The sequence below is a fragment of the Schaalia cardiffensis genome (assembly GCF_016405145.1).
Classification (GTDB): domain Bacteria; phylum Actinomycetota; class Actinomycetes; order Actinomycetales; family Actinomycetaceae; genus Pauljensenia; species Pauljensenia cardiffensis.
Genome location: NZ_JAEKIA010000012.1, coordinates 18387 through 42678, shown reverse-complemented (window position 1 = coordinate 42678; position 24292 = coordinate 18387). Strand labels below are relative to the sequence as shown.

At 59.8% G+C, this 24292-nt stretch carries 18 protein-coding genes and 4 tRNA genes; 7 read left to right on the top strand and 15 right to left on the bottom strand.

Annotated elements, in window-relative coordinates:
• Nucleotides 1–98: 98 nt before the first annotated feature.
• The 4 genes from JFX23_RS07690 to JFX23_RS07675 all read right to left on the bottom strand — a co-directional run bounded on the left by JFX23_RS07690 (nucleotide 99) and on the right by JFX23_RS07675 (nucleotide 2847).
• Nucleotides 99–2006 carry a P-loop NTPase family protein gene (locus JFX23_RS07690; protein ID WP_198776406.1) on the bottom strand — a complete coding sequence of 636 codons (1908 nt, stop codon included), beginning with the start codon at nucleotides 2004–2006 and terminating at the stop codon, nucleotides 99–101.
• 531 nt (nucleotides 2007–2537) lie between these two features.
• Nucleotides 2538–2613, bottom strand: a tRNA-Phe gene (locus JFX23_RS07685).
• 27 nt (nucleotides 2614–2640) lie between these two features.
• A tRNA-Asp gene (locus JFX23_RS07680) sits at nucleotides 2641–2714 on the bottom strand.
• A gap of 60 nt (nucleotides 2715–2774) precedes the next feature.
• Nucleotides 2775–2847, bottom strand: a tRNA-Glu gene (locus JFX23_RS07675).
• Between the two features lie 189 nt (nucleotides 2848–3036).
• Between JFX23_RS07675 and JFX23_RS07670 the strand changes: the two genes are divergently transcribed.
• Together JFX23_RS07670 and msrB are read left to right on the top strand one after the other, a co-directional pair.
• Nucleotides 3037–4815, top strand: a complete 1779-nt coding sequence (locus JFX23_RS07670; protein ID WP_198776405.1) for a mechanosensitive ion channel family protein — start codon at nucleotides 3037–3039, stop codon at nucleotides 4813–4815.
• A 304-nt stretch (nucleotides 4816–5119) separates the two neighbouring features.
• Nucleotides 5120–5536: a peptide-methionine (R)-S-oxide reductase MsrB gene (gene msrB, locus JFX23_RS07665; protein ID WP_005962464.1), complete on the top strand. Its 417-nt coding sequence runs from the start codon at nucleotides 5120–5122 to the stop codon at nucleotides 5534–5536.
• 27 nt (nucleotides 5537–5563) lie between these two features.
• On the opposite strand, the gene JFX23_RS07660 is transcribed toward msrB, so the two are convergent.
• Entirely contained in the window at nucleotides 5564–6796 is a 1233-nt protein-coding gene (locus JFX23_RS07660) for a multidrug effflux MFS transporter (protein WP_198776404.1), read from the bottom strand.
• 184 nt (nucleotides 6797–6980) lie between these two features.
• A tRNA-Lys gene (locus JFX23_RS07655) sits at nucleotides 6981–7055 on the bottom strand.
• Nucleotides 7056–7128: 73 nt separating this feature from the next.
• Between JFX23_RS07655 and JFX23_RS07650 the strand changes: the two genes are divergently transcribed.
• Nucleotides 7129–7761: a hypothetical protein gene (locus tag JFX23_RS07650; RefSeq protein ID WP_198776403.1), complete on the top strand. Its 633-nt coding sequence runs from the start codon at nucleotides 7129–7131 to the stop codon at nucleotides 7759–7761.
• Nucleotides 7762–7986: 225 nt separating this feature from the next.
• Here JFX23_RS07650 and JFX23_RS07645 read toward each other — a convergent pair whose 3' ends face one another.
• From JFX23_RS07645 to JFX23_RS07630, 4 genes are all read right to left on the bottom strand, one after another.
• On the bottom strand, nucleotides 7987–8550 hold the full coding sequence (locus tag JFX23_RS07645) for a DUF4853 domain-containing protein (protein ID WP_198776402.1): 564 nt from the start codon (nucleotides 8548–8550) through the stop codon (nucleotides 7987–7989).
• A gap of 194 nt (nucleotides 8551–8744) precedes the next feature.
• Nucleotides 8745–9308 carry a DUF4853 domain-containing protein gene (locus JFX23_RS07640; RefSeq protein ID WP_198776401.1) on the bottom strand — a complete coding sequence of 188 codons (564 nt, stop codon included), beginning with the start codon at nucleotides 9306–9308 and terminating at the stop codon, nucleotides 8745–8747.
• 191 nt (nucleotides 9309–9499) lie between these two features.
• Nucleotides 9500–10063, bottom strand: coding sequence for a DUF4853 domain-containing protein (locus JFX23_RS07635; RefSeq protein WP_198776400.1), 564 nt, complete (start codon nucleotides 10061–10063; stop codon nucleotides 9500–9502).
• Nucleotides 10060–11601 (bottom strand): alpha/beta hydrolase, encoded by a 1542-nt coding sequence (locus JFX23_RS07630; RefSeq protein WP_198776399.1) that lies wholly within the window; start codon nucleotides 11599–11601, stop codon nucleotides 10060–10062. The genes JFX23_RS07635 and JFX23_RS07630 overlap by 4 nt, the downstream gene beginning before the upstream one ends.
• 849 nt (nucleotides 11602–12450) lie before the next feature.
• On the opposite strand from JFX23_RS07630, the gene JFX23_RS07625 reads away from it, so the two are divergent.
• The gene (locus tag JFX23_RS07625) at nucleotides 12451–14928 is read left to right on the top strand and encodes an RNA degradosome polyphosphate kinase (RefSeq protein WP_198776398.1); all 2478 of its coding nucleotides are present in this window, start codon (nucleotides 12451–12453) and stop codon (nucleotides 14926–14928) included.
• A gap of 133 nt (nucleotides 14929–15061) precedes the next feature.
• Here the strand turns inward: JFX23_RS07625 and JFX23_RS07620 are convergent, their stop codons facing one another.
• Nucleotides 15062–16279, bottom strand: a complete 1218-nt coding sequence (locus JFX23_RS07620; RefSeq protein ID WP_198776397.1) for a TsoY family (seleno)protein — start codon at nucleotides 16277–16279, stop codon at nucleotides 15062–15064.
• A 201-nt stretch (nucleotides 16280–16480) separates the two neighbouring features.
• Entirely contained in the window at nucleotides 16481–16828 is a 348-nt protein-coding gene (locus JFX23_RS07615) for a DUF4342 domain-containing protein (RefSeq protein ID WP_005962453.1), read from the bottom strand.
• Between the two features lie 138 nt (nucleotides 16829–16966).
• On the opposite strand from JFX23_RS07615, the gene JFX23_RS07610 reads away from it, so the two are divergent.
• Nucleotides 16967–18010 carry an NUDIX hydrolase gene (locus JFX23_RS07610; RefSeq protein WP_198776417.1) on the top strand — a complete coding sequence of 348 codons (1044 nt, stop codon included), beginning with the start codon at nucleotides 16967–16969 and terminating at the stop codon, nucleotides 18008–18010.
• A gap of 184 nt (nucleotides 18011–18194) precedes the next feature.
• On the opposite strand, the gene JFX23_RS07605 is transcribed toward JFX23_RS07610, so the two are convergent.
• From JFX23_RS07605 to JFX23_RS07595, 3 genes are read right to left on the bottom strand one after another with little or no spacing between them, the layout of a single operon-like run.
• Nucleotides 18195–18659 carry a septum formation family protein gene (locus JFX23_RS07605; RefSeq protein WP_198776396.1) on the bottom strand — a complete coding sequence of 155 codons (465 nt, stop codon included), beginning with the start codon at nucleotides 18657–18659 and terminating at the stop codon, nucleotides 18195–18197.
• The gene (locus tag JFX23_RS07600; protein WP_198776395.1) at nucleotides 18656–19720 is read right to left on the bottom strand and encodes an inorganic phosphate transporter; all 1065 of its coding nucleotides are present in this window, start codon (nucleotides 19718–19720) and stop codon (nucleotides 18656–18658) included. Before JFX23_RS07600 ends, JFX23_RS07605 begins: the two co-directional genes overlap by 4 nt.
• A gap of 4 nt (nucleotides 19721–19724) precedes the next feature.
• Nucleotides 19725–20357 (bottom strand): DUF47 domain-containing protein, encoded by a 633-nt coding sequence (locus JFX23_RS07595; protein WP_198776394.1) that lies wholly within the window; start codon nucleotides 20355–20357, stop codon nucleotides 19725–19727.
• A gap of 238 nt (nucleotides 20358–20595) precedes the next feature.
• On the opposite strand from JFX23_RS07595, the gene JFX23_RS07590 reads away from it, so the two are divergent.
• A complete protein-coding gene (locus tag JFX23_RS07590; protein ID WP_198776393.1) occupies nucleotides 20596–22431 on the top strand; it encodes a phosphoenolpyruvate carboxykinase (GTP) in 1836 nt (611 codons plus the stop codon).
• A gap of 304 nt (nucleotides 22432–22735) precedes the next feature.
• Nucleotides 22736–24268 carry a hypothetical protein gene (locus JFX23_RS07585; protein WP_198776392.1) on the top strand — a complete coding sequence of 511 codons (1533 nt, stop codon included), beginning with the start codon at nucleotides 22736–22738 and terminating at the stop codon, nucleotides 24266–24268.
• The last annotated feature ends 24 nt before the right edge of the window (nucleotides 24269–24292 follow it).

Below are 24292 nucleotides of genomic sequence, written 5' to 3'. Positions count from 1 at the left end.
GAGGCCTCTACGGGGAGTGCCCGTGCGCTCTGCAAACCCGCGCGTTCAGAGGCTGAGTCTTCGCCTTCTGGGTGATCCCGCAGGCTGGAGAGCTGAGTCTACTCCTCCGGCACGATTGGCCCCGGGAGATCTTTGAGGATTCTGCGAGCCTTATCGATGACCGCCGCAGTTTCGGGTGTTGGCGCAAGGGGGACAGGTGCGGATTGCGGAAGATGAGTGGTGCGCGCATCGTTCGCTCTGGGGCGGGCGTGTCGGGCAGAGACATCATCAAGCTCGAGGGTGCGAATCGCTCGCGTAATCGGATCTGATTCATCGTCGAGGACGGGGCATTGATCCGCTGAGGGGCGGTCATTGAGGGATGAGCTGGGCGGGGTGTCTTCCCTTGGCCCTCCAACGTCGTGGGGTGAGCGTGAGGAGGCAAAAGCTTCGTCGGTTTCAAATGGCTGAGCATCTGAGGGGACCGTGGTGGATTGAACGGGGACCTGTGATTCGGCTGGTGCCGTTTCGGATTGCGAGGGACTCTCGTTTTCAGATGTTGAGATGGCCGACTGCGCAGCGTCGGGTGTGACGCTTTCGGTGGGTGTTGCCTTCGGCTGTGCAGCGTCAAAGATCTTGGCACTGGCGTGCATTCCCTGGGGCTGGGAGATTGCGAGAACCTCAGATAGCGATAGGGAGACGAAGGGGGCACTGTCATCCAGCGCCGTGCTCGTATCGGCCGAGTCTTCGTGCGCGGTCTCCAACGCTTGCTCGGCGTCACTCGGGAGCGGTTCTTCCGCTTTCGCGTGAGGGGGCGTCTGCTCAGCAGCTGGAAGTGTTGCTGCGGTCAGTGGATGGAAATTCGGGCGTCGCCGCGGCGGGGTTGCAGAAGAAGGGGGAGTGGGAGGAAGCGCAGTGCTCTCCTCTTCTCGGGGTGGTTCTGTGTTCTGATTGGCGGCGTCGCCCGGTGTTGCGTCGTGAATCGCTGCCTCGCCGGGGGTTGTCTCTGCCTTGGATTCCTGCACCGTTTCCAGGGTTTCCAGGGTTTCCAGGGTTTCCAGGGTTTCCTGGGGCGTGGTTTCGCTCCGCTCAAGAGCTTTAGAGAACGCAAGGTCACGAGTGTGCGTCCCCTGGTCGACCTCGACAATTGAACTCTCGTCGTCGGCGGGGAAAAAAGAGGCGCTCGGTGCCGGAGTGGAGTCTTCGTTCTCGATACGCGCAAGAGCAAGAGGGATGGGGCCGAGCAGAGTTGTCGGATCCTCCACACCATCGCCGAGGGCTTGACGAAGATCCTCCTCCTTGGGGCGCACGAAGTCTGCGCTCAAGTGCCCATTCGTCAAGAGGATCGCGCGTCCTGCCTGAGCGGCAGCTGCAGGATCTGCGGTCGCGAGGACAACAGCCGAACCCTGCGAAGCGAGAATCGGCAGAAGATCAAGCGCCTGACGGCGATCTTGAGCGTTTCGCAGGTGTGTTGGATCCTCAATGAGGATCAGATTACCGCCGCCGACGATCGCACGGGCAATCGTGAGTCGGAAGCGGTCCAGTGCACACAATTCCGAGACCGGAATCGCGGCCTTGTCTTTCAGACTAGTGACGGCCAGAGCGGCGTGAAACTGGCTGTGACTTGCGAAGGTTCCCGTCTCTGCGAGGGGAAGAATGAGAGTCTGGTTGACAGTCATCGTCGGATCCAGTGGGGAATGCTCGTGGATCAGGGAGACGGAAGCGGTCCGACCAGGTTTGCGGGCCGAAGCCGGAAGCTTCACGGTGACGCGGCCAGAATCTGCAAGGGAAAGACCTGCGAGCAGAAGGAACAGTGCGCGCGAGCGCGCAAGGGTTGGGTCAAGGATTGCGCTGTAGGACTTTGTGCGAAATCCCAGCGTCACTGAATCGATGAGGTGGGCGCCCGCATCAGAAACTGAAGTCACTCGATCGCAATATGCGAGGACGACACCTCCGTCTCCTGCGGCAGAGTGCTCTCGACGACTTCTCCACCAGGGCTTTGGGCTGAGACTTCCGTTCGGACCAGACATGATCGCATTGTCTCAGCTCTGAGCGTCTGAGTGTCGAGGACGCGGCCGAGGGCGGGAGTGTTGGCGGATGCAGGGCGTGTTGTGGATACGTGTTCTGGCTGTGGAGATCGGACTGTTGCGCTGTTTCCGAATCGGCGATGTGGGCGGGGATGAGTGAAACGCAGTGGCACCTACCCTGATTATGTTTTCGGTGAGGGTCGACCCGGGCTAGGGGCGGTGAGATCACGTTTGGGGTTGTGTGGGTGGGTGGTGGTTGGTGTTTGTGTGCCCTGATTATGTTTTCGGTGAGGGTTGACCCGGGCTAGGGGCGGTGAGATCACGTTTGGGGTTATGTGGGTGGGTGGTGGTTGGTGTTTGTGTGCCCTGATGATGTTTTCGGTGGGGGTCGACCCGGGCTAGGGGTGGTGAGATTGTGTTTGGGGTTATGTGGGTGAGCGAGTGCCAGGTCGTCTCGAGCGCCACCGCGTCGCCGGGGTCGGGTGTGCCGCAGAAACCAAAAAACCCCCGAAGCTCTCGCTTCGAGGATTTCAGTGGTGGCTCCGACCGGCGTCGATCCGGTGACCTTTCGATTTTCAGTCGAACGCTCTACCAACTGAGCTACAGAGCCATGAACCGGACCGAGCGGTCTGGTCGGCGACCCCGACGGGACTTGAACCCGCGACCTCCGCCGTGACAGGGCGGCGCGCTAACCAACTGCGCTACGGGGCCTCACAACAGGTAAGACCTATTGAATTGTTTTCCACCGCGCGAAGGATTCGCGCTGAGGAGTACCCCCAACGGGATTCGAACCCGTGTCGCTGCCGTGAAAGGGCAGTGTCCTAGGCCGCTAGACGATGGGGGCCAATCTCGGCCACCGAGGTGGCGTCCGAAGACGAAGAGAAGCATATGCAATTCTGATGCCTCTTGGCAAAATGAGATTGGGTGACGCCTCTCACAGTCGAAAGAAGTGGCGGAATCCTGCGGGAAAGTCCTGTGAGAATCGCGTGGGGTCCACAGGAAAAGAGCAGAGTCGCCCTCTAGTCTGGTCGATATGAATCGGATGATGACCGCACTCGACTTTCGTGGGCTCTCCTCAGCCCCTCACTTCTTGAGCCAGGTCCCTCACGGAAGGGCTGGCTTGCTAACCTCCGTGCCGATAGAACCAGCCCTATCCGCCCAGGCAGGACACTTCGCCCCCGAAGATCATTTTTCCCTTGAGCCGCTGCGAGCAGCAGCCGATTCAACTGCGGATGAACTCCAATCTGGCGCGGATGCTGCTGTCGCGGTTGCCGTCGATTTTGTGTCTCCACTGCTGGGAATCGTGGTCGGCCTCGTGCTGGGATTCTTCGCAGCGGCACTAATGTCTTGGTTGCTGCGCCGCACGATGCGCAGATGGGCGGTTGGCGCTGTCCTCACGAAGCGGATCCGTACGCCGCTGTATGTCTCCGGGATGGTGTGGCTCGCCTGGATGGGCGTGCAGTGGCCATTCTTCAACTCGGATGGGGATTCGACGAACGCGACTGTGGTTGCGACCGCTGCGCACGCGCTCCTGATTCTTGCGATCGCCGCGATGACCTGGATCGCCTATTCGGCCGCGTGGGTGTTCGAGGACGCGGCCCGCTTGCGGCAGGGGGCGGACCAGGGGCGGGCGCGCCGTTTCGAGACTCAGGCGCAGGTCATTCGCCGCCTCATCCAGGTGATCGTCGTGATCGTTGGGATCGTGTCGGTTCTGGGCACTTTCGCGGCTGCGCGACAAGTGATGACGACCCTATTGGCGTCTGCGGGCCTGATTTCGGTGATTGCGGGTCTTGCCGCACAGCAGACCCTTGGGAATGTGTTCGCCGGTGTTCTCCTCGCTTTCACAGACGCGATCCGAGTGGGTGATGTGGTCGTCGCGAATCAGAAGGGTGAATCGGGTGCGATTGAGGAGATCACCCTTTCCTATGTGGTTGTGCGCTTGTGGGATGAGCGCCGCCTCATCGTTCCCTCGACCTACTTCACGTCGAACTCTTTCGAGAACTGGACTCGTCGCGCAGCCGCCCAGCTTGGCACGGTGGAACTCCAACTCGATTGGGCGGCGCCGATGGCTCTGCTGCGTCAGAAGGTCGAGGCGATCCTCGCCTCTACGGACCTGTGGGATGGGCGCACGTGGAATGTTCAAATGACCGCTTCGGACATGTCCACGGTCACGGTCCGAGTCCTTGTTTCTGCTCAGAACTCTGGGAATTTGTCGGATCTGCGCTGCTACATTCGCGAGCATCTCATCGATTGGATCGTCTCCGAAGAACCGTGGCTCCGGCCCGCTTCGCGTATTCAGCCTCAGGAGAGCATCACTGTCGAGGTCGATCCCACGCGCGCCAGAGTCGCGGCCCTCGCTTCCGAGCTCGCTTCGATCGCGGGCGACCCGACGCAGACCGCTTCGCACGAGGGCGCAGCTTCGGCTCTCGCCTCCGGTCCTGGACTTGCGGACCAGGATGAGGCGATCCATGCGGCGCGAATGGTCGCTGCACGCCGGAAGGCGAAGAGGGCCCGTAGGCGCGCGATGTCTGATCGGATGCGTGAACTGGCCGAGAAGGGCGACACGGATGTTACTGCGACTTCGCAGATGCCGTCCTCTGCGCGTACACAGGTCATGACCCAGGGGACTCTTGCGCGGATCCTTGCTACGCCGAAGAGTGCGGTGAGTGGAGGGGAACGCCTCTACTCGGGCTCGCCTGATGCTGAGGAGCGTTCGGGGATCTTCGCTGGCCCTGGCGAAGAGGCCCTTGCCGAACGTGAAGCGGTGGCCAAGCGCCGCGAGGCGGAGGCTCGAGGTAGAGAACACAGTTGAACCTCAGCCTAAGTGGCATCTGGCTTGAGTGCGCGTCCTTGCGGCGTCGTCAGCCCACTTGCTGAAGACGAAGCGTGCCATGAAGACCTGGGCCATGAAGCCCCTCTCTATGAAGACCATGCCATGAAGAGCCCTGGGAGTGGCCGAACGGCCAGGCCCTGCGGCCCTCGATTATGCCCTCACCACATTCGGCAGCCTGTGAGGACCCCGCGATGAGGTGGGGACCCCCGTCCTCGTCAATGTTCCCGATGTCCGCATCGAGGGAGATATCGCGAACGCTCAAAATGTGGAGGAAGATTGGGGCATGAGTGAGTTTCCGAGTCTTGACTTCAAGGAGCTGAGCGAGGCGCAGTGGCGCCGTATGCTCACGCCCATGCAATACCACGTCCTTCGCGAGGGCGGAACAGAGCGCCCCTTCACCGGGGAACTCCTGAACGAGGAGCGAGCAGGCTCTTACCACTGCGCCGCATGCGGAGCCGAGCTTTTCGATGCGACGACCAAATTCGAGTCGCACTGCGGATGGCCGTCCTTCTACGAGTCGAAGGGTTCGTCCACGACCGAACTTGAGGACACCTCTCATGGGATGATCCGCACCGAGGTCCGCTGTACACAGTGCGGTTCGCATCTCGGACACGTGTTCCCTGATGCGCCGGACCAGCCGAGTGGTCGACGCTACTGCATGAACTCTGCGGCACTGAGCTTCGTTCCTCGGAGCGAATGAGTTCTCGGGCGGCGGATGAACTGACTGTCAGGACGCTTTGGGACGCGCGATCAGGAAGAAGGATACCCAGGCGCCGAGTGTGCCGAGGATCATGACGAGGATCATCGGGACTGCCGAAGTACCCCCGCCCGAGGTCGCCAGCGGGGAGGCGGTCGCCATCGCCGTCGCCTGCACAAGCCCTTGAACGGCCGAGGCTGTGCCCGCGTGCTCGCGGCTCTCAGCCAGGGCGCGAGCCCCCGCATTGCCAAAGATGAATGCTGTCGCCGCCATGATGAGCGCGAATCCGATGAGCACAGGGATAGTCGTCACATTGAAGACGAAGACCGACAGGCTCAGGATCACGACGCCCAGGAGGGACAGAGCAAGACCGAAGGTAATGAGGGGCCGGGGCTCGAAACGCCCGATCAAACGAACGTTCACCAGGGCGAGCACAGTGGACAGCAGAGCGTTGGATGCGAAGACGATCGAGAAGCGTAACGGCGACATTCCGAGCATCTGCTGGAGGATGTAGGACGAATCCGCGATATAGGCGAACATGCAGAATCCGGAGAAGGCGGAGGTGAGCATGAAGCCGAGGAAGGCGCGGATCTTCAGAACCGAACCCATGTCGACCAGGAAACGCGAGAAGCCGCCGCCGTGTCGCCGCTCCTCGGGCAATGACTCGGGTGCCCACGCCCATGCCGCCAGGGTCATGAGGATCGTGAAGGCCGTGAGGAACCAGAACACCCAGCGCCACGGCATGTACGTGACGATCACGCCACCGAGCACCGGCGCGATCATGGGGGCCAGCCCGCCGATCGCCTGCAGAAGAGACATTGCCCTCGCGAGGATGTGCCCGTGCGCAAGGTCGACGAGAATGGCGCGTGCGACTGCTGCTGCGGCTCCACCTCCGAGCCCCTGGAGAACTCGTCCGAAAAAGAGGAAGAGGATCGAGGGCGAGAAAGCGCATGCGAGGGATCCGAGGATCGAGAGGAGACCGCCGATGATGAGGGGGCCGCGGCGTCCTCGCTGATCGGAAAGTGTTCCACCGCCGATTTGCCCGGCGCCGAAGCCGATGAAGAATGCGGTGAGGGTGAAGCCGACGGCGCTTGCGCTCGTCGAGAGATCAGTTGTGATCTCCGGGAAGGCGGGGGAGTACATGTCCGTTGCCAGGGGAGGGACCGCATTGTGCAGAGCGATCGTGATGAGGAGCGTCCCGGTGACTGCGCCGCCGAGGACGCTGCTGCTCTTCTCATTCTTGAGAGGATTCGGGCTGTTCATACTTCGATTGTCACGCCGCTCCAGCAGGTGTTTTCGCCGAGATTCGCTGTTTTTGAGGGGGAGATCATTCACTGTGTGGGATGTGCCACCTGTCGTGTACAGGCGTGTATGTGAGGGGAAAGCTGGGGTTGCGAGGAGTATCCGGGCGAGTGTGCCGGAGCGTGTGCGAGGCTGCCCGGGGCGGTGGTAGGCCCAGGGGGACTCGAACCCCCAACCCACGGATTAAAAGTCCGCTGCTCTACCATTGAGCTATAGGCCCGCGCGGCTCACCGCGCTCGCGGTTACCCGCGGGATCATGAGATCCGATTCTATTGTAAGAGGAGGAAGGCGAAATGGCCGAACTGAGACATCCTCGGCGTCCTGCGATCCTCTCTCCCGCCAGAGCCGAGGCGATCATCGGCGATGAGGATCCCGCTGCCGCCTCGGGGATTGCGCATTCGACGGCTTGGGCTCTCCTGGGGATCCCGGATGAGGACTTCGACTTGGAAGCGATCACCCGCCTCCGTTCTCTCGTATGCGCTCAAGGGCCCGATATTGTTGCGCAGCTGTGGTCGCGCAGCCCGGAGTTCACCCTGCCTGGTGTTTTGTGGCGCCTCCATCTGTTCATCGAATGGTGCGAGAGAGACCTCCCTCTCGTCAAGGACAGGTACGAGGTCGGGCGTCAGGCAGAGATCGTCCCCGGAATGGAAAATCTGAGTGAGGTTCCTCTGCTTGAATCCGTCATCGAGGACGCGAAGGCTCTGCTGCGCGGGGAACTGACGGATGATGACCTTGAGCGTGTTGCCGTGCAAGCAGCGATCGCGATGCGTGTGCTCGTTGCGGGTGAGGGCGGTGAGGGTTCATGGATCACGGATCCGGGTGATCCTTTGGCTCACATGGTGACGACCCGCGCTCGGGCTTTGTTGAAGACTGCTGAAGAGTTGGATCTCGCGGCGCGCGAAGCGGCGTTCGGGAACTTGGAGTAGTGCCTGGGAAGGTGGGAGCTTCTAAGTAGCTGCCTGTGGGGGCTTTCGCTTGCTTGCGAGGGGTCGTGGGGTGGTGACAGAGGTGCTTGCAAGCCTGGTGCTGGTTGGATCACGCGGGGGTTTTCAGGCTTGGTGTTTTCGGGTGGGGGTTGGGTTGTTGTCCTTTCGTGATTGTGGGGTTGAGGTCTGATTCTCCCGGGCCGCGTGTTTTGGGGTGTGGTGATTTTAGGATTGTGGGGTGTTGGGGGTGAGCTCGTGTTCCCAGTCGGGGATGTTGCGGGCTTGGCCGACTTTAGTGGTGCCGTCGGTGGGCCGACACCCTGAGAATGCCGCGAGGCTCGCGTCCCCGTCCTTAAGGAACGCGAGGGTGATGTATCCACCGTTGGCTTTGTCCATCCAGCGGATGTGGTCTTCGTCTTGGGTGAGCAGTTCATAGCCCAAGGGTGTGAAGGTGTGGGCGACGGCATTGATCATGTCGTCGTGATCGAAGGGCGGGGCGAAAGCGATCGCCGCCGTGTCAAGCTCGAAGCCCTCCTCGCCACAGGCTTCGAGGTCGGATGGGACGTAGACGCTGATGGGTCCGGTGTTGGCGGAGTAGGTGTAGGCGAACTCGCCGAGTGTGTTTTCGATGTGATCCTCGAACTCTTCAATGCTCCGACGCTGCTCGAAAGGCAAGGCCCCCTCCCACCACAGTTTCTTGTTCACGGTGTTTCCTCCTATAGAACACGCCGAAACCACCACAACAATCAGGGTGAGGGTCGAGGCGAGCAATAGACGCAGGTGTTTCATTCATGTCCTTTCCCCTTCTTCACTCCAACGGGGGAACGTGTACGAGAGGAGATACTTGCGAGGGTCGTGGGGTGGTGGCAGAGAGGAGTTTCTGGCCGGGTGCTTTCGAGATTGTGAGGTGAGTTCTGTTCCTATCGAGATTGTGGGGTTGAGGTCTGATTCTCCCGGGCCGCGTGTTTTGGGGTGTGGTGATTTTAGGATTGTGGGGTGTTGGGGGTGAGCTCGTGTTCCCAGTCGGGGATGTTGCGGGCTTGGCCGACTTTAGTGGTGCCGTCGGTGGGCCGACACCCCGAAGCAAGATAGAGGCCTGCTCTGCCGTCGTCGAGGAATAGGAGGGTGAGGTATCCGCCGTTGGCTTTGTCCATCCAGCGGATGTGGTCTTTGTCTTGTGTGAGCAGTTCATAGCCCAGGGGCGTGAAGGTGTGGGCGACGGCGTTGATCATGTCGTCGTGGTCGAAGGGCGGGGCGAAAGCGATCGCCGCAGTGAAGAGCTCGAAGCCCTCCTCGTCACAGGCTTCGAGGTTGGATGGGACGTAGACGCTGATGGGTCCGGTGTTGGCGGAGTAGGTGTAGGCGAACTCGCCGAGTGTGTTTTCGATGTGGTTTTCGAACTCTTCGATGCTCCGACGCTGCTCGAAGGGTAAGGACCCGTCCCACCACAGTTTCTTGTTCACGGTGTTTCCTCCTATAGAACACGCAGAAACCACCACAACAATCAGGGTGAGGGTCGAGGCGAGCAATAGACGCAGGTGTTTCATTCGTGTCCTTTCCCCTGATTCACTTCACCGTGGGGGCGTGCGAGAGGGGTTCTTGTAAGCCTGGTGCTGGTTGGATCACGCGGGGGTTTTCAGGCTTGGTGTTTTCGGGTGGGGGTTGGGTTGTTGTCCTTTCGTGATTGTGGGGTTGAGGTCTGATTCTCCCAGTCCGCGTGTTTTGGGGTGTGGTGATTTTAGGATTGTGGGGTGTTGGGGGTGAGCTCGTGTTCCCAGTCGGGGATGTTGCGAGCTTGGCCGACTTTGGTGGTGCCGTCGGTTGGTCGACACCCCGAAGCAAGATAGAGGCCTGCTCTGCCGTCGTCGAGGAATAGGAGGTTGAGGTATCCGCCGTTGGCTTTGTCCATCCATAGGATGTCTCGTTCGTCTTGTGTGAGCAGTTCGTAGCCCAGGGGCGTGAAGGTGTGGGCGACGGCGTTGATCATGTCGTTGTGGTCGAAGGGCGGGGCGAAAGCGATCGCCGCAGTGAAGAGCTCGAAGCCCTCCTCGTCACAGGCTTCGAGGTTGGATGGGACGTAGACGCTGATGGGTCCGGTGTTGGCGGAGTAGGTGTAGGCGAACTCGCCGAGTGTGTTTTCGATGTGGTTTTCGAACTCTTCAATGCTCCGACGCTGCTCGAAGGGTAAGGACCCCTCCCACCACAGTTTCTTGTTCACGGTGTTTCCTCCTATAGAACACGCCGAAACCACCACAACAATCAGGGTGAGGGTCGAGGCGAGCAATAGACGCAGGTGTTTCATTCGTATGTTCCTGTCACGACGCGAGCGAAGTCCTTGAGAGCCCCAGAGCCCTCTTCCAGATAGGAGCTGTGACGCCCGATGGGCGACCATTTATTCGGGTCGTTGGGGGCATCACTGGACAGATGGGTGATGCCCTTGAGGTCCGTGGGGTTGGTGCCGAAGGTGCGGTCGGGACCGACGCCCTGAACCCAGTCTTCAGAGTCGACGGCGGACACATAAGCTCTGCCCGAGTCGAGATTGTATTCGTGGATGTCGTGAACGCCGGAACCTGGAGAGCCGAACATCACCAGATCGTCGACCGCTCCGGGAGCAATGCGAGACACGGCTTTACCTGAGGTCATGGACCCATAGGAGTGACCCAGGATCGTCGTGTGCGGATCGGAGGCAGAGCCGGGGGCAGAGGAGGCGTGCATGGCGCGTGAGGCGTGCAGGCCCTCCTGGAAAGAAGAGAGAAGACGAGCTCCGGTTTCCGCCCTGCGGGTGGAGGCCACCTCGGTCCAGCCCGGATCTCCTAAGGCCGCAGGAGCGTCATAGCCCAGCCAGGCGACGGTCGCTATAGTCCCTGTACCGAAGCGCCTCGACTTCTCTTCGATATGGAGAGCCTGCTTCAGACACAGCTCCAAACTATCCGCCGGGTTGGTACTCATTCCCGGAACATAGGTGGCGACATGATCCGCCGTATCGACATTGCCGATCGCCATCGCAACGCGCAGATGGTCCGAGCCTGAGGCATCCAGGGTGAGCAGCTTGTAACTAGGGTGTTTATTCGCCTGCCGAATAGTCTCATCAATGTCAGCAAGCTTGGCCCAGGCAATGCGCAGTTGCTCCGCGTAGGGGTTGGGGCCGTCCGCCGAGCTGCGCGATTTGGCGGCCTCAGCGTATAAGGCACGAATCCTGTCGACCTCGGCTGCTAAGGAATCCCTCAAAGGAAGCAAACGTCGGCGGTTCGCCAGATCACGCGAACGAGCGTCGATCCCGTCAAGGTTTCCGATCAGCTCTGGATGATTCGTGATGATCTCGGCCCGCTCCTCGTCACTGAGACTGTTCCACCAGGAGGACACCGCGAAGACCGACCAGCTGGCCTGGGGTAGATCCGCCAGGCCTGGAGAATGACTCGATGACGTCTCCTCGCACCTATACGTCCCCGAGGCCACAGCATTCAAGCGCGCCCGATAATCCGCGTCGACCTGCTCAGCGTACTCGAGTGCGTCGTTCACCATCTCTTGCAGCTCGTGCCCGGCCTGAATCTTGGCGATATTGCGCGACTGGGCAGGGTCAACGGTGTACTGCGAGGCCGAAGGTGGGACGGATTCAAGTGAGTATGACACTTTCCCGGAAGCTTCCACGCTGATGTTGTTGAGCCCGGCGAACTGCTCGCACTCGAGAACCCTTCTTTGCACCTCCCACACGCCATCGGCGGCCTGGGCAGTCGCCATCAATAACTCCGACACGTCATTGATGAGACGATCAAGGTCGCCCTTTGATCCACTGAGCTGTGAACGCGCCGCTTCAAGGGTTTCACCCCGTGACTCTCCCAAGAGGAAAAGCCTGTGCGCCTGCTCTAAGGAATCTCCATTGCTTTCCGCAATTCGCCTCAACTCGCTCAGATCGGCAGTTGCTGCATTGAGCGGCCCTGGTTTCCATGCGCTCACATCACCCCACGAGAGCACTCTTAGCCCAACCTCTCGACAAGCCATGACATAGAACGGGAAGAGAAAGTGGCAGGAGGGACATCGGCTCTTTGAAATGCTCCGCTGAGATTCTCCTCGTTCGCCATGAAGGCGTTCCTCGCGGCGAGTACATCGTCACTGAAGGTACGCAAATCTTCCACGAGTCTGCGCTTTCGAGTGTCAACCTGAGTGCCCGCATCCTCCATCGAAGCTCGCGAGGTACTTCCCGGCATCGCTGAAGTCCCCTCCGAAAGAGCGTCAAGAATGCGGGAGCTAGACAGCGAATCAGCGACATCACAGGCCGTAGAAGAAACCGAAGTCAACTCATGTGGGATCACAAGGAGCTCATCCATGGGGGCCTTTCAGTTCCCGGGTGAATCGTTGAGTACATGCTAAAAGCGGAATCTGCGTGCTGCAATCCTCGGCTTCCGGGGGTGTTGAAAGGACTTAAGAAGAGACTTCGAGGAAGGAAACCTCTGAGAAACGCTCTGTGGTTCCCCTGCTGAGGATGAATACTCGTCATGTCGGAGGCGAATATGGGTCATTCCCGAGGCAGTGAGATCTGTCTTCCCGAGGTAGAGAGATCGCTGTAGGGCGAGACGAGGACCTCAGGGGGCTGCGAAGTCGCAGGTGAGATGACACCATGGGAGTGTGCTCCCGAGGGAGTGGGCGCAATGCGGCCCTTCCCGGGTCACTGCGAGCGAGGAAGGACGGCCAATGCCGGAGACATCGAAGAAGAGCTCAAACGACAACCGGTCAGCGAAGACTGCCTCCCCATCGAAGAAAGAGCGGGAACTTCGAGCGGATAGTCCCGTCTTCTCCGCCCCCGACTCCTCTTGGCCGGGCCCAGGCTCTGAAATCCCCGAGGAGGCCTTCGCCCCAGACACCCTCCCCGCATCCTCCTCCACGGCCCTCGTCGAGGGCGCTCGAGCGGAGGAGATGTTCGTTCCCGCCGACGATACTGGGCTGGTCGGCGTCGAGTATGAGGACGAGGAGTTCGAAGGGGAAAACGGAAAGGCTCGTCCCGCTCAACCGATCCTCACGAGCGAGGTTGACACCTCCGCTCCTCTCGGTGAGGACGAGCCCTTACCCAAGGGGCGTTTCGCCGATCGTGAGATTTCCTGGATGGCCTTCAATCAGCGCGTCCTCGAACAATCGGAGGACCTCGAGCTTCCCCTGCTTGAGCGCGCATGGTTTTCGGCCATCTTCTCTTCGAACCTTGACGAGTTCTACATGGTTCGCGTCGCAGGCCTCAAGCGTCGCATCGCTGCGGGAATCGCGAAGAAGACGGCTTCGGGTCTGGAACCACGCCAAGTCCTCGAGGGGATTCAGGCTCGTACTCGTGAGCTCAGTGCCCGCCAGGCCGAAGACTTTCAAACCCAGATCCGCCCGGCCTTGGATGCTGTGGGAATTCACCTGCGGCGCTGGGAGGAGCTGAGCGAAAAGCAGCATCGTGAACTCGCCCGCTACTTCCGTCGCCAGATCTTCCCGGTCCTTACCCCGCTCGCGGTCGACCCCTCGCATCCCTTCCCCTATATCTCGGGTTTGTCTTTGAATCTTGCGGTCGTGGTCCGCAATCCTTTGTCCGGTAAGCTGCATTTTGCGCGGGTGAAGGTCCCGCAGTCTTTGCCCCGCCTCATCAATGTGGACACCGCAGGGATGGATGGAGTCGCAGAGGACTTCGTCGAAAGTGAGGGCGGCGCGACTTTTGTGACGCTCGAGGACGTGGTCCGGGCTCATCTTGAGCATCTCTTCCCCGGAGTTGAGATCGTGGAGGCCCACGGTTTCCGCGTCACGCGCAATGAGGATCTCGAGGTCGAGGAGGATGACGCTGAAAACCTCTTGACCGCGATGGAGGAGGAACTTCTACGCCGTAAGTTCGGCCCGGTTGTGCGCCTCGAGGTCGAAGAGACGATCTCGAAGTTCGTCCTTGACTTCCTCGTCGAAAAGCTTGAGATCCAGATGACGGATGTCATTTCCCTGCCCGCGCCACTCGACTTGACTTTGTGCAATGAACTGCACGAGCTTGAACTGACGGACTTGAAGTACCCGAAGTATGTTCCCGTCACGGCGGCGGGGCTGGCGGAGTTCGAATCGGCGAGGGCGGGGGATATCTTCGCGAGGGTCCGCGACCATGATGTGCTCTTGCATCATCCTTATGATTCTTTCGCGACCTCGGTTCAGGCGTTCATCACCCAGGCGGCGCGCGACCCGAATGTCTTGGCAATGAAGCAGACCTTGTATCGGACTTCAGGTGATTCGCCGATCGTTTCCGCTCTGATTGAGGCCGCCCAGTCGGGCAAGCAGGTTGTTGCGATTGTTGAGATCAAGGCCCGTTTCGACGAGGAGGCGAATATCGGCTGGGCGCGCAAGCTTGAACGCGCCGGCGTCCATGTCGTCTACGGCATGGTGGGCTTGAAGACGCACTGCAAGCTTTCCCTCGTCGTCCGTCAAGAATCTGAGGGGCTGCGCCGCTACTGTCACATCGGCACCGGCAATTACCATCCGAAGACGGCGCGCGGATACGAGGATTTGGGCCTCTTGACCTGCGATCGTGAGGTCGCTCAGGACTTGACGCGCCTGTTCAACCAGCTTTCCGGCTACGCGCCGCGCTCGACCTTCCACAGGCTCCTCGTCGCGCCCCTGTCGATCAGGGACGGACTCATCGAGAGAATCCAGCGTCAGATTGCCCGTAAGAAGGCAGGCGAGGAGGCGTGGATCGGTATCAAGGTCAACTCCGTTGTTGACGAGGCCGTGATCGATGCCCTTTATCGGGCCTCTCAGGCGGGAGTCCCCGTTGATGTCCAAGTGAGGGGGATCTGCGCGATCCGTGCAGGCGTTCCCGGTCTTTCGGAGAACATTCGGGTCCGTTCGATTCTTGGCCGCTACCTTGAGCATTCACGAATCTACGCTTTTGGCCCGAAGGGCGAGGAAGAGGTGTGGATCGGTTCAGCGGATCTCATGCACCGCAATCTCGACCGGCGGGTTGAAGCTCTCGTGAGGATCGCTGATCCGAGGCAGGTTTCTTATCTTGCGGAGCTTGTGCGTCGCGGCGTTTCGCCGAAGACCTCCTCTTGGGCTTTGAAGAAGCGTGGGGAGTGGAAGCGCCAGCAGTATGCGAAGGATGGTTCTCTTCTCAGTGATGTGCAGGAAGAACTGATGGAGGAGGCCTCCTCCCGAGTTGTCGGAAGGTAGACCTCCTCCACCTTGCGTTGTGCGTTGAGAGTGCGGCGGTACTGTGCGGTCGGCGCAGCCCTGTCGGCTCGGCTCAGCGCAAGCCCGCTCAGTCCCTCAGCCTGGTCCTCGGCTCTGGTGCGGGTAGTGCGGCTCAGGCCGCTTGTGCTTCCGCCTTGTCCTCTTCGCTCGCCTTGGGTGCGCCTAGGAGTTTGGCGTTCAGGCGCGCCACGGTGCGGATCGTCAGAAGCTGGAGCGCGAAGATGAGGGTGAGCAAGGCCAGGTGGGGGATGGAGAACTTCTCCAGGACGCCGGTGGCAACGAGGCCGCGGCCGACGAAGAACTGGGAGAGGACTGCGAGAGCGACTCCCGGGCAGATGAGGCCGTATGCGGGGATGGAGCGTCCCGGCCCGGAGACGAAGTGCGAGAAGTAGCCCTGGCGGCGCATGACCGCCCAACCGAAGAGGCCGACGATGAGCTGCAAGGCGATCAGAGCCCCGAAGACAACGAGCCACACGATGTTCGGAATGTTGGCGTGGAGGATATTGTGGGCGATTCCGCTGCTGACGCGGATGCCTGCGATGCCGAAGAGAGTGAGGATCGGGATGGCGAGCCACAGGGTCGGGCCGGCCTCGCGTGCCATTCCGTGACGCAGCATGGCGCCGAAGCTGACGGGCATCTTCACGAATCCCCACAGGGCGGCTGCGGCGAGGAAGAGGGCGGTTCCTGCGGCACCGATGAGGGAGGTCACCAGGGTGTTGCTCATGGCGGCGGAGGAGGAGAAACCGACGCCGATCATTGCGAAGGCGAATGAGGGCAGCACTTGGCTGAAGTGGTTCGTGTCATCGACGTTGAAGGAGCCGTCGGAGAGGATCCGGGTGATGTAGCGGCCGAAGAGTCGCAGGGCGTAGGCGCCGATGGCGATATTCGCTGCGAGGGCGAAGGGGAAGAGCCATTCCTTGATATCCCAGAGTCCAGGGATCGCGAGTGCGCCGAGGACGAAGAGGACGCTGACGGTCATTGACAGGGTCAGTGGGATCGCCATGAGTTGGACTTCTCCGTTGGAGGAGATCAATGCCGTGTATTCGGGTGTACGGCTGAATCGGCGGTGGGCGCCGATGTTCGCGATGAGCAGTTGCACGTGGCGCACCGCGAAGTAGGCGATGGCGAGGAGGGCCACAACCATGAGGGTGTTGCTCAGCATGGTGCCCTTGGCGAATTGTGTGGCGAGCGCATCGAATGTGGGGATGGGGGTATCGGGGTGGGGGACGAGGAACATCAGGTACATGAAGAAGGAGATGCTCAGGCCGCCCATGCCGAGTGCGGCCAGGAAGTACAGCGGGCGGTAATTCTCGCTGAAGCGGGGGATCATATGTGGTCCAACCTCTCGAAAACGTGTGGTCACGAAAGGGTAGCTAATACCCCCGGGGGTATACAAATGGGGTGAGGAACGACATGAATAGTTTGAGTGTTCCGTGCTCAGCAGCGGCCTCGGCTGTGCGTACTGTGACAGCCGAGGCCGCTCAACTTCGTTCCTCGTCCTGCAAGAAGCTGCGCATTTTGAGAGTTCGGCCTAGTTCTTCTCGGAAGAGTCCGGGTCAGAAAGCGGCGCCCCGGCCTCGGTGTCAATCGGATCACTCGTGACGATGTCGGTCCGCTCAACCTCGACGGTGTACCTCGTCATCTTCGCGCCCACGGTCGCCGTCGCCCCGGCAAGGAGAGTCAGCACTGGATTCGTCACGAGGGCGAGAATGCCGACACCCGCACCAAGGTTCATGGGGATCGACACTCTCTCCTTACCGGTCTCATCACGAATCACGATCTTGCGAACAGAGCCGTCCTTCACGAGCTTCTTCACGGTGGCGAGAAGCTCGTTGGCGAAGACCTGGATCTTCTCGTTCGTGGAATTGGATGCGTTCACTATGGGGCTCCTCCCCTAAAGATCGAAAGCGTGTAGTCAAGCCTAGAAGGCCCCGGGAGGAGGGGCGATGGGGGAGGACCCCGAATGCTCCCGGACCCGCGTTCAGCAGATCCCCGCTACCCTTGAAGCGTGCCCCGAATGTCTCGCCCCGCCCCTGTCCCCTCGCGCCTCGTGCGAGCCGCAGGATCCTTGGTGTGGCGATTCACCGACCCGGAGAGGACCGCCATTCCCGGTGAAAGCCTGAAAGCCTCCGAGATTCAAGTGCTCATAGTTCATCGTCCGCGTTACCGAGATTGGTCGTGGCCGAAAGGCAAAGCCGAGGCGAATGAGCCGATCGTCGCCGCTGCGGTTCGCGAGGTTGAAGAAGAAACAGGTGTTGTCGCAGTCCTCCATGCCCCATTGACGACTCAGCGGTACCGCCTCGGATCCGGGCAGACGAAGGAAGTTCACTATTGGGTGGGTACTGTCGCTCCCGGAGAAGCAGTCTCCCCAGTGACTCGGTCGAGAACTCCGGTTCGCCCCGCTCCAAGCTCCGAAATCGACCAGACCCGCTGGGCCAGTCCCGCCAAGGCTGATCAGCTTCTCACCCGACGCGGCGATCGACGTCTCCTCTCCGAGCTTGTCGCCCGCGCCCAGGACGGGCGCCTTGTCACGACGACTATGGTGATGGCGCGTCATGCGAAAGCGATCTCGCGCCACTCCTGGCACGAGAGTGAAGCGACTCGCCCCCTGACGCGCGTTGGCGCGCGTCAGGCAATCGACCTCGTTGATCTTCTCTCGGCCTTCGGAATCGAAGAATGCGTGAGTTCACCCTGGACCCGCTGCATGCAGACCCTTTCCCCTTGGGCGGGGCTGAGTGGAGGGGAACTCAGTGTCCGCGGGGAGCTGACCGAGACGGCGGTTGAAGGGGACCCGAGTGCGGCAGGGGATATGACTGCAGCGCTCCTAAGAAAGATCGAGGTCCCCACGGCGCTATGCGTGCACCGCCCAACGATCCCGGTCCTCCTCAAGCCCCTGAAGGCCATCGCTCCTTCGTCTCTGGCGCGCTCCTTCCCGAATCACAGTCCCTGGCTTGCGACTGCAGAGATCCTCGTCGCGCACATCTCTCGCGCTGACACCGAGCCCCACCTGCTCTCACTTGAGCGCCACGCGACGCGAACGAAACTTCTTTTCGGAGTGTGACGCCCCGTTTTTCATGGCTTAAGGCTCTGTTTCTTCGGGTTCTTTCGGGGGCACTGCCCCTCGTGCTCCACTCCCAGGGTAGATTCCGCTTCGGGGCGAGCGCATTGTGGGTGCACTCCTCCTGAAGGTAAAGTCGTGGCTGAAAAGCTTCCTGTGCTTCACAGCAAAGGTGCTTGTCTCAGGCTCAGAGTTTCGAATCCTTGACGGAGGACATCAGAGGCTGAGCGTCCATCGCGTTCACGAGGCAGACGATCTGACGATCGCCCTCGCCCCAGGAAGTCTTTGTGGGCAGCAACCAGGTGACGTCCAAAGATGAGAGGACGTAGGGCGTGCCCACGTAGGATTCGAAGGATTCCACGCACGCGCTTTCTGCCTGAAGAGCCAATGCCTCCTCGCCCGGGAACGGCGCTGAGGCGTCCTTCGGGTCCGTGTCGACGAGGGTGGAAACCTCAGCTTCGTGAGACTCAGAGCAGGAGGTGTGCTCAATGGTGACAGCCTCATCCCCATGGGGAAGCATGACGCAGTCCCCGACTTTCAAGTCCAGAACGGATGAGCTTTGACATGCGCTGAGTCCGATTGCGCACAAGACGAAACCGCCCGCCCCGAAAAGACGGGCGACCCGAGTGAAACGCGAACTCCTCACCCTCATGCAAGAGCCACAAGGAAGTTCACGATGAAGAACATGATGGCCGCGACGAGGGCAGCCGCTGGAAGGGTGAGGAACCATCCTCCAACGATATTGCCGGCAACACCCCAACGGACTGCGGAAAAGCGTTTGGTCGCTCCGACACCGAGGATCGCCGAGGTGATCGTGTGTGTCGTCGAGATTGGTGCGTGGAACACGAAGGCCGACAAGTACAAGACGAGTGCGGACACGCCTTCGGCGACGAAACCGCGGGCCGGATCCAAGTCGATGATCTTCCTGCCGAGGGTGCGCATAATGCGCCAGCCGCCCGAGTAGGTTCCCAAGGAGATAGCACCGGCTGCTGCCAGCTTCACCCATAGGGGGATCGTCATGTCCCCAGTGACAGGGTCGAAGACATTGTGGGTATGTCCGTAGCCACCTGCGACGAGGGCCATCACAATGACGCCCATCGTTTTTTGTGCATCCTGCAGGCCGTGGCCCAAAGCCATGGCCGCAGCCGAGAGCGTTTGCAGCACGCGGAATCGGCGCATCGTCCGGTGGTAGGGCAGGCGCGTGAGGAGGCGCATCATGATCCACATGAGGATGTAGCCGAAGAAGAAACCGATGAAAGGCGAAGCGAACATCGGGATGATGACGTGCTCGACGATCCCCGACCAGTGCACTTCTGTTGCGGAGGCGAGGCCCGCTCCGACGAGGCCGCCGATGAGGGCGTGCGAGGATGAAGAGGGCAGACCGAACCACCAGGTGATGAGATTCCAGACGACCGCTCCGACGAGTGCGGACAAGACAATGACGAGGCCTTCGCGCTGCATCATGAGGTCGGTGGAAGAGGTGTAGTGAGAAATGTCGATGATGCCCTTGCCGATCGTCTTCGCGACTTCGGTGCCCATGAGGGCGCCAATGACATTCATGATCGCTGCCATGAGCAGAGCGGCTCGCGGAGTCAGGGCTCGCGTTGAGACCGATGTGGCAATCGCATTCGCGGCGTCGTGAAAACCGTTCGTGTAGTCGAAACCAAGAGCGATGATGATGACGAGCGAAACGAGGATCAGGTTGAGATCCACGGTCTCAAGACTCCTTCACCGCGATCGTCTCGATCCTGCTCGCCAGGTTCTCGAAGGCGTCGGTCGCCTCCTCAAGGACCTCGACGAGATCCTTGAGCTTGATGATCGTGATCGGATCGGCTCCAGAGTCGAAGGTTGCGGTCAAGGCGCGACGGTAGGTCAGGTCGCCCTCGTTCTCCAAACGATTGAGCTCAACCCAGAAGTCGCGCAGATCGAGGGGGGACTTCAATGCGGGAATGTTGTGCGCGGTCTGATCGGCGCAGCGGGCGATGATGTCGATCTGCTCGGCGACAAGCGAATGCACGGATGCGGGAATGTTTTCGATGCCGTACATGACGATGAGGTCGCCGGCCTCGTCAATGAAATCCATGCAATCGTCGAGGCAAGAGGCGACGGCGCCCAGGTCCTCACGATCGAAGGGCGTGACGAAGGTCTGGTTGACGAGCTGGGCGATGCGGTGGTTGATCTCGTCGCCCTGGTGCTCGATCTCGTGGAGGTGGTCGCGCAAGGCGACGCGTTCCTGAGTGGAGGCGTCGAGGATCGACGCGAGGAGAGCTGCGCCGGAAACGAGGTTCGCGGCCTGCTGCGAGAAGAGGTCGAAGAATGACGGCCCTTCAGAGCCCTTACGGAATCCCACGATTTTCCTCCTGTGGATGGGGTGTGCGGACGAGGCACATGCTCAGAGTAGGGCACACGAAGCAGTGCGAGAGTGCGGTAGCTCATGCGAATTGCTACGGACTGCATGTGTGTGAACTGTTGCACATTTGTTCACGGGACCATTCGCCCGTGCGCTCTGCCACACGATCAGGGATGATTGTTCGCGTACTAAAGGGGCGTGACCGCGCTCCTGAATACCGAGTGCCTCAGGAGGCAAAATGTCCGTGACTGAACAGGATGTGCGCGCAGCTGCGCCCGCCAACGCTCCCGAAGACGTCCTCGCATGGGTGGCTGAGATCGCAGCGCTGACGACGCCTGACGCCATTGAGTTCTGCGATGGCTCGCAGGAAGAGTGGGATCGTCTCACCGCTCTCATGGTTGAGACCGGCATGTTTACCAAGCTCAACGAGGAGAAGCGTCCGAACTCCTTCCTCGCTCGTTCCAAGCCGTCCGATGTCGCGCGCGTTGAGTCCCGCACCTTCATCTGCTCCGAGAAGGAAGAAGATGCAGGCCCGACGAACCACTGGGCTGATCCGAAGGAGATGAAGGCGATCCTCAAGGAGAAGTTCGCTGGCTCCATGGTTGGTCGCACCCTCTACGTGATCCCCTTCTCCATGGGCCCGCTCGGCGGCCCGATCTCCCAGCTCGGCGTTGAGATCACCGACTCCCCCTACGTCGTGTGCAACATGCGCATCATGACCCGTATGGGTACTGCTGCCATGGACCTCATCGCTGAGGGCAAGCCGTGGGTTCCCGCCGTCCACTCCGTCGGCGTTCCGCTCGCTGAGGGCGCCGTCGACGACAACTGGCCCTGCAACGACGAGAAGTACATCACCCACTTCCCCGAAACCAATGAGATCTGGTCCTTCGGTTCCGGCTACGGCGGCAACGCCCTCCTGGGTAAGAAGTGCTTCGCGTTGCGCATCGCCTCGACCATGGCCCGCCGTGATGGCTGGATGGCCGAGCACATGCTCATCCTGCGCCTGACCCGCCAGGAGACCGGCCAGCAGTTCCACGTGACAGCCGCCTTCCCCTCGGCCTGCGGTAAGACGAACCTCGCCATGCTCCAGCCGACGATCCCCGGCTACAACGTCGAGACCGTTGGCGACGACATCGCCTGGATGCGCCCGGGCCCCGATGGTCGCCTCTACGCGATCAACCCCGAGGCCGGCTTCTTCGGCGTCGCCCCCGGCACCTCCTACGACACCAACCCGATGGCCATGGACACCATGCGCGCCAACTCCATCTTCACCAACGTCGCCCTGACCGACGATGGTGACGTGTGGTGGGAAGGCATTGACGGCGAGGTCCCCGCGCACCTCATCGACTGGCTCGGCAAGGACTGGACCCCCGAGTCCGGCGAGAAGGCGGCTCACCCGAACTCCCGCTTCACCGTCCCCGCATCCCAGTGCCCGATCATCTGCCCCGATTGGGAGGCCCCCCAGGGCGTTCCGGTCGACGCGATTCTCTTCGGCGGACGCCGCGCCACGAACGTGCCGCTCGTCGCCGAGCAGTACGAGGCCGCTCACGGCGTGTTCATCGGCGCTTCGGTCGCCTCTGAGGTCACCGCCGCCGCGACCGACGTCAAGGCCGGTTCGCTGCGCCACGACCCCTTCGCCATGCTCCCCTTCTGCGGCTACCACATGGCCGACTACTGGGGCCACTGGCTTGAGATGCAGGCCGAAGTCGGCGACAAGTTCCCGAAGGTCTACCAGGTGAACTGGTTCCGCAAGGACGAGAACGGCAAGTTCATGTGGCCCGGCTACGGCGACAACTCGCGCGTCCTCGACTGGATCGTTCGCCGTGCGGCGGGCGAGGTTGAGGCCATTGATGGTGTCACCGGCCGCTACCCGAAGTTCGAGGACTTCAACCTCGACGGTCTCGACATTGACGAGGCTGTGTGGGCCAAGCTCTTCGAGATCGATCTCGACGCCTGGACCGCTGAGATGGATGGCACCGAGGAGTACTTCGCCCAGTTCGGCGACAAGCTCCCCGCAGCCATCACTGAGCAGCTCGCGAAGTTCCGCGCCCGCATCGAGGCCGCTCGCGCCTGATCCTTTTCAGGGCGCTTTCGACCAAGCGTCAACCGGTGGCCGGATCCCAAAAGGGATCCGGCCACCGGCCTATTCACAGTGCGTGCGCTCGAGTTTTTCATGAACCTCGCTAAGTGTTCTGATCCAAATCTGTGTGGACCCACAGTGAAAAAAGCTCGCTAATTCAGAAGTGGTGTCGGGCATTCATTAGTTGAATCGGCGATAAGTCCAATCCCGCCAAAAGTGCGAGTTTTTCACGATAAGATAAAAATCTGCGTGCTCAAAATGCTGAGTTGTTAATTCAAGTAAAAGTGGAGGCTGAAAAATGGTTGACGAGAATTCAAAAGATGGTCGAAATAGTGATCCGCGTGTCAATTACATGTATCGAAGCCTCTGGGTTCTGATTTGTTTCCATATTCTCTGTGTCGTTCTATTCCTTTTCATGTTTTCTTTTCTCAAAATGTCTGATGTGATCGAAGGGGGTGAAAGTGGTGGAACGGGAAAAGGTGATTTGTCTGCTCAACTTTCGCTGTTTGTGGCGGTGGGAGCGCTGGCTCTTGCGTTAGTAGTCATTGAAGCGCGCCCATGGTCGGACCTTCAGTCGAAAAATCCTACGCTCGACCTGGTCGAATTTGAGGAATATCGGGGCGAATATGTGTTCAATTCCCTGCTGGTGCTCGGTGTTGTGGCAGATCTGGTGATAAGTCTTTCGTTGGTTGAGCTGTTGCAGGAATTGTTGAACATGACGCCAACTGTGGTTGTGATACTTGTCGAATGGGTAGGGATTGTTCTTCTGCCAACAATTGTTCGGCCAGCTGGAATGACCGAACTGGTGAAGTACGTCTCGAATACGAAGAAAGCTGTCAAGATGCTCTCCAAGATTGAGAGTGCTAGGTTAAGGAAGAGTCGTCTTCGGAACCTGTGTGAAAGGTTGTGCAGCACCAAGAGTGGGGAGGTGCTTCTTGCCCGCGCGTCGGTGTCGAATCATTGCGAGGTGTGCAAAGGTGGAATGAATTCGGTAAGCTCGAATAGAACAGATCCGCTGATCACGTTTCTTGAAACTTGTCTCGAAGAGTCAGACAAATCTTCTAAAGTAAACCTATTTTGGTTGCGGTTTCGTGTCGGATTTGAGATGGTGTTGCGCGGTTTTGGGTGTTCATTAGTGCCGATTCTTCTCATTCTGCTTTGGGCCAAGGTACCCGGCGCAAGAATAACTCTGAATCTGTTCCTGCTATTCTTTATAATTTCGTTATTAGTATCAGCTGAACTCAGTCGGTGGACTGCGGTCTCGATGGCTTCTTTTGCCGCGATCTTCACTCTTTACCCCTACCTAATGGCAGCATTGTTCCTTCTCGTGTTTTGTTCAGATCTTTTGATAGGCCTCGTGAAACATTTAGTGGAATTATCTTGGGGGACTTGGAAGATTAGCTTATTCATACTCGATTTTGTCGCTATTTATTCGTTGCTTGTTGCCTTTGTCTATTTGCGCTTTATCGCCGCGAGAACGGTTTTATTTTCTGGTCACAAAGGTGGGCGGCGCCTGAGAGTGCGGGTAATCAAGGAGTGGATTTCAAAGGTGCAAGAAGATCGAGGGGGTGCGGAGTGTCTGTTAGAGGCCTCGGATGCTTTTGGTGGACGGACTGAGTCTGGCGATTCTGAAAGTGGGGGCTTTAGGATCCGAGCTTTGTGGAAAAATGTGCGAATTTTTAGCAAAACGGCATCTTTGCATTCTGAGAAGATAACCGAAGGAGAAAGACGTCTCGCAAGGTTCGACTCTGAGTTAAGTCAAGAGTTAAAAAATGATGACGAAAGGAAAATGTTTGAAGCGATTCAAAGTGTGATAAAGAGGGGCTGCTAGTTCATGCTGTTCGTAGATGGCAAA

Bases quoted from the DNA above. Each gene is read 5' to 3' on its own strand.
- JFX23_RS07660 (WP_198776404.1), bottom strand. From the start codon at position 6,796: ATGAACAGCCCGAATCCTCTCAAGAATGAGAAGAGCAGCAGCGTCCTC.
- JFX23_RS07610 (WP_198776417.1), top strand. From the start codon at position 16,967: ATGTCTCGCCCCGCCCCTGTCCCCTCGCGCCTCGTGCGAGCCGCAGGA.
- JFX23_RS07645 (WP_198776402.1), bottom strand. From the start codon at position 8,550: ATGAAACACCTGCGTCTATTGCTCGCCTCGACCCTCACCCTGATTGTT.
- msrB (WP_005962464.1), top strand. From the start codon at position 5,120: ATGAGTGAGTTTCCGAGTCTTGACTTCAAGGAGCTGAGCGAGGCGCAG.
- JFX23_RS07640 (WP_198776401.1), bottom strand. From the start codon at position 9,308: ATGAAACACCTGCGTCTATTGCTCGCCTCGACCCTCACCCTGATTGTT.
- JFX23_RS07690 (WP_198776406.1), bottom strand. From the start codon at position 2,006: ATGTCTGGTCCGAACGGAAGTCTCAGCCCAAAGCCCTGGTGGAGAAGT.
- JFX23_RS07625 (WP_198776398.1), top strand. From the start codon at position 12,451: ATGCCGGAGACATCGAAGAAGAGCTCAAACGACAACCGGTCAGCGAAG.
- JFX23_RS07585 (WP_198776392.1), top strand. From the start codon at position 22,736: ATGGTTGACGAGAATTCAAAAGATGGTCGAAATAGTGATCCGCGTGTC.
- JFX23_RS07670 (WP_198776405.1), top strand. From the start codon at position 3,037: ATGAATCGGATGATGACCGCACTCGACTTTCGTGGGCTCTCCTCAGCC.
- JFX23_RS07620 (WP_198776397.1), bottom strand. From the start codon at position 16,279: ATGATCCCCCGCTTCAGCGAGAATTACCGCCCGCTGTACTTCCTGGCC.
- JFX23_RS07650 (WP_198776403.1), top strand. From the start codon at position 7,129: ATGGCCGAACTGAGACATCCTCGGCGTCCTGCGATCCTCTCTCCCGCC.
- JFX23_RS07590 (WP_198776393.1), top strand. From the start codon at position 20,596: ATGTCCGTGACTGAACAGGATGTGCGCGCAGCTGCGCCCGCCAACGCT.
- JFX23_RS07605 (WP_198776396.1), bottom strand. From the start codon at position 18,659: ATGAGGGTGAGGAGTTCGCGTTTCACTCGGGTCGCCCGTCTTTTCGGG.
- JFX23_RS07635 (WP_198776400.1), bottom strand. From the start codon at position 10,063: ATGAAACACCTGCGTCTATTGCTCGCCTCGACCCTCACCCTGATTGTT.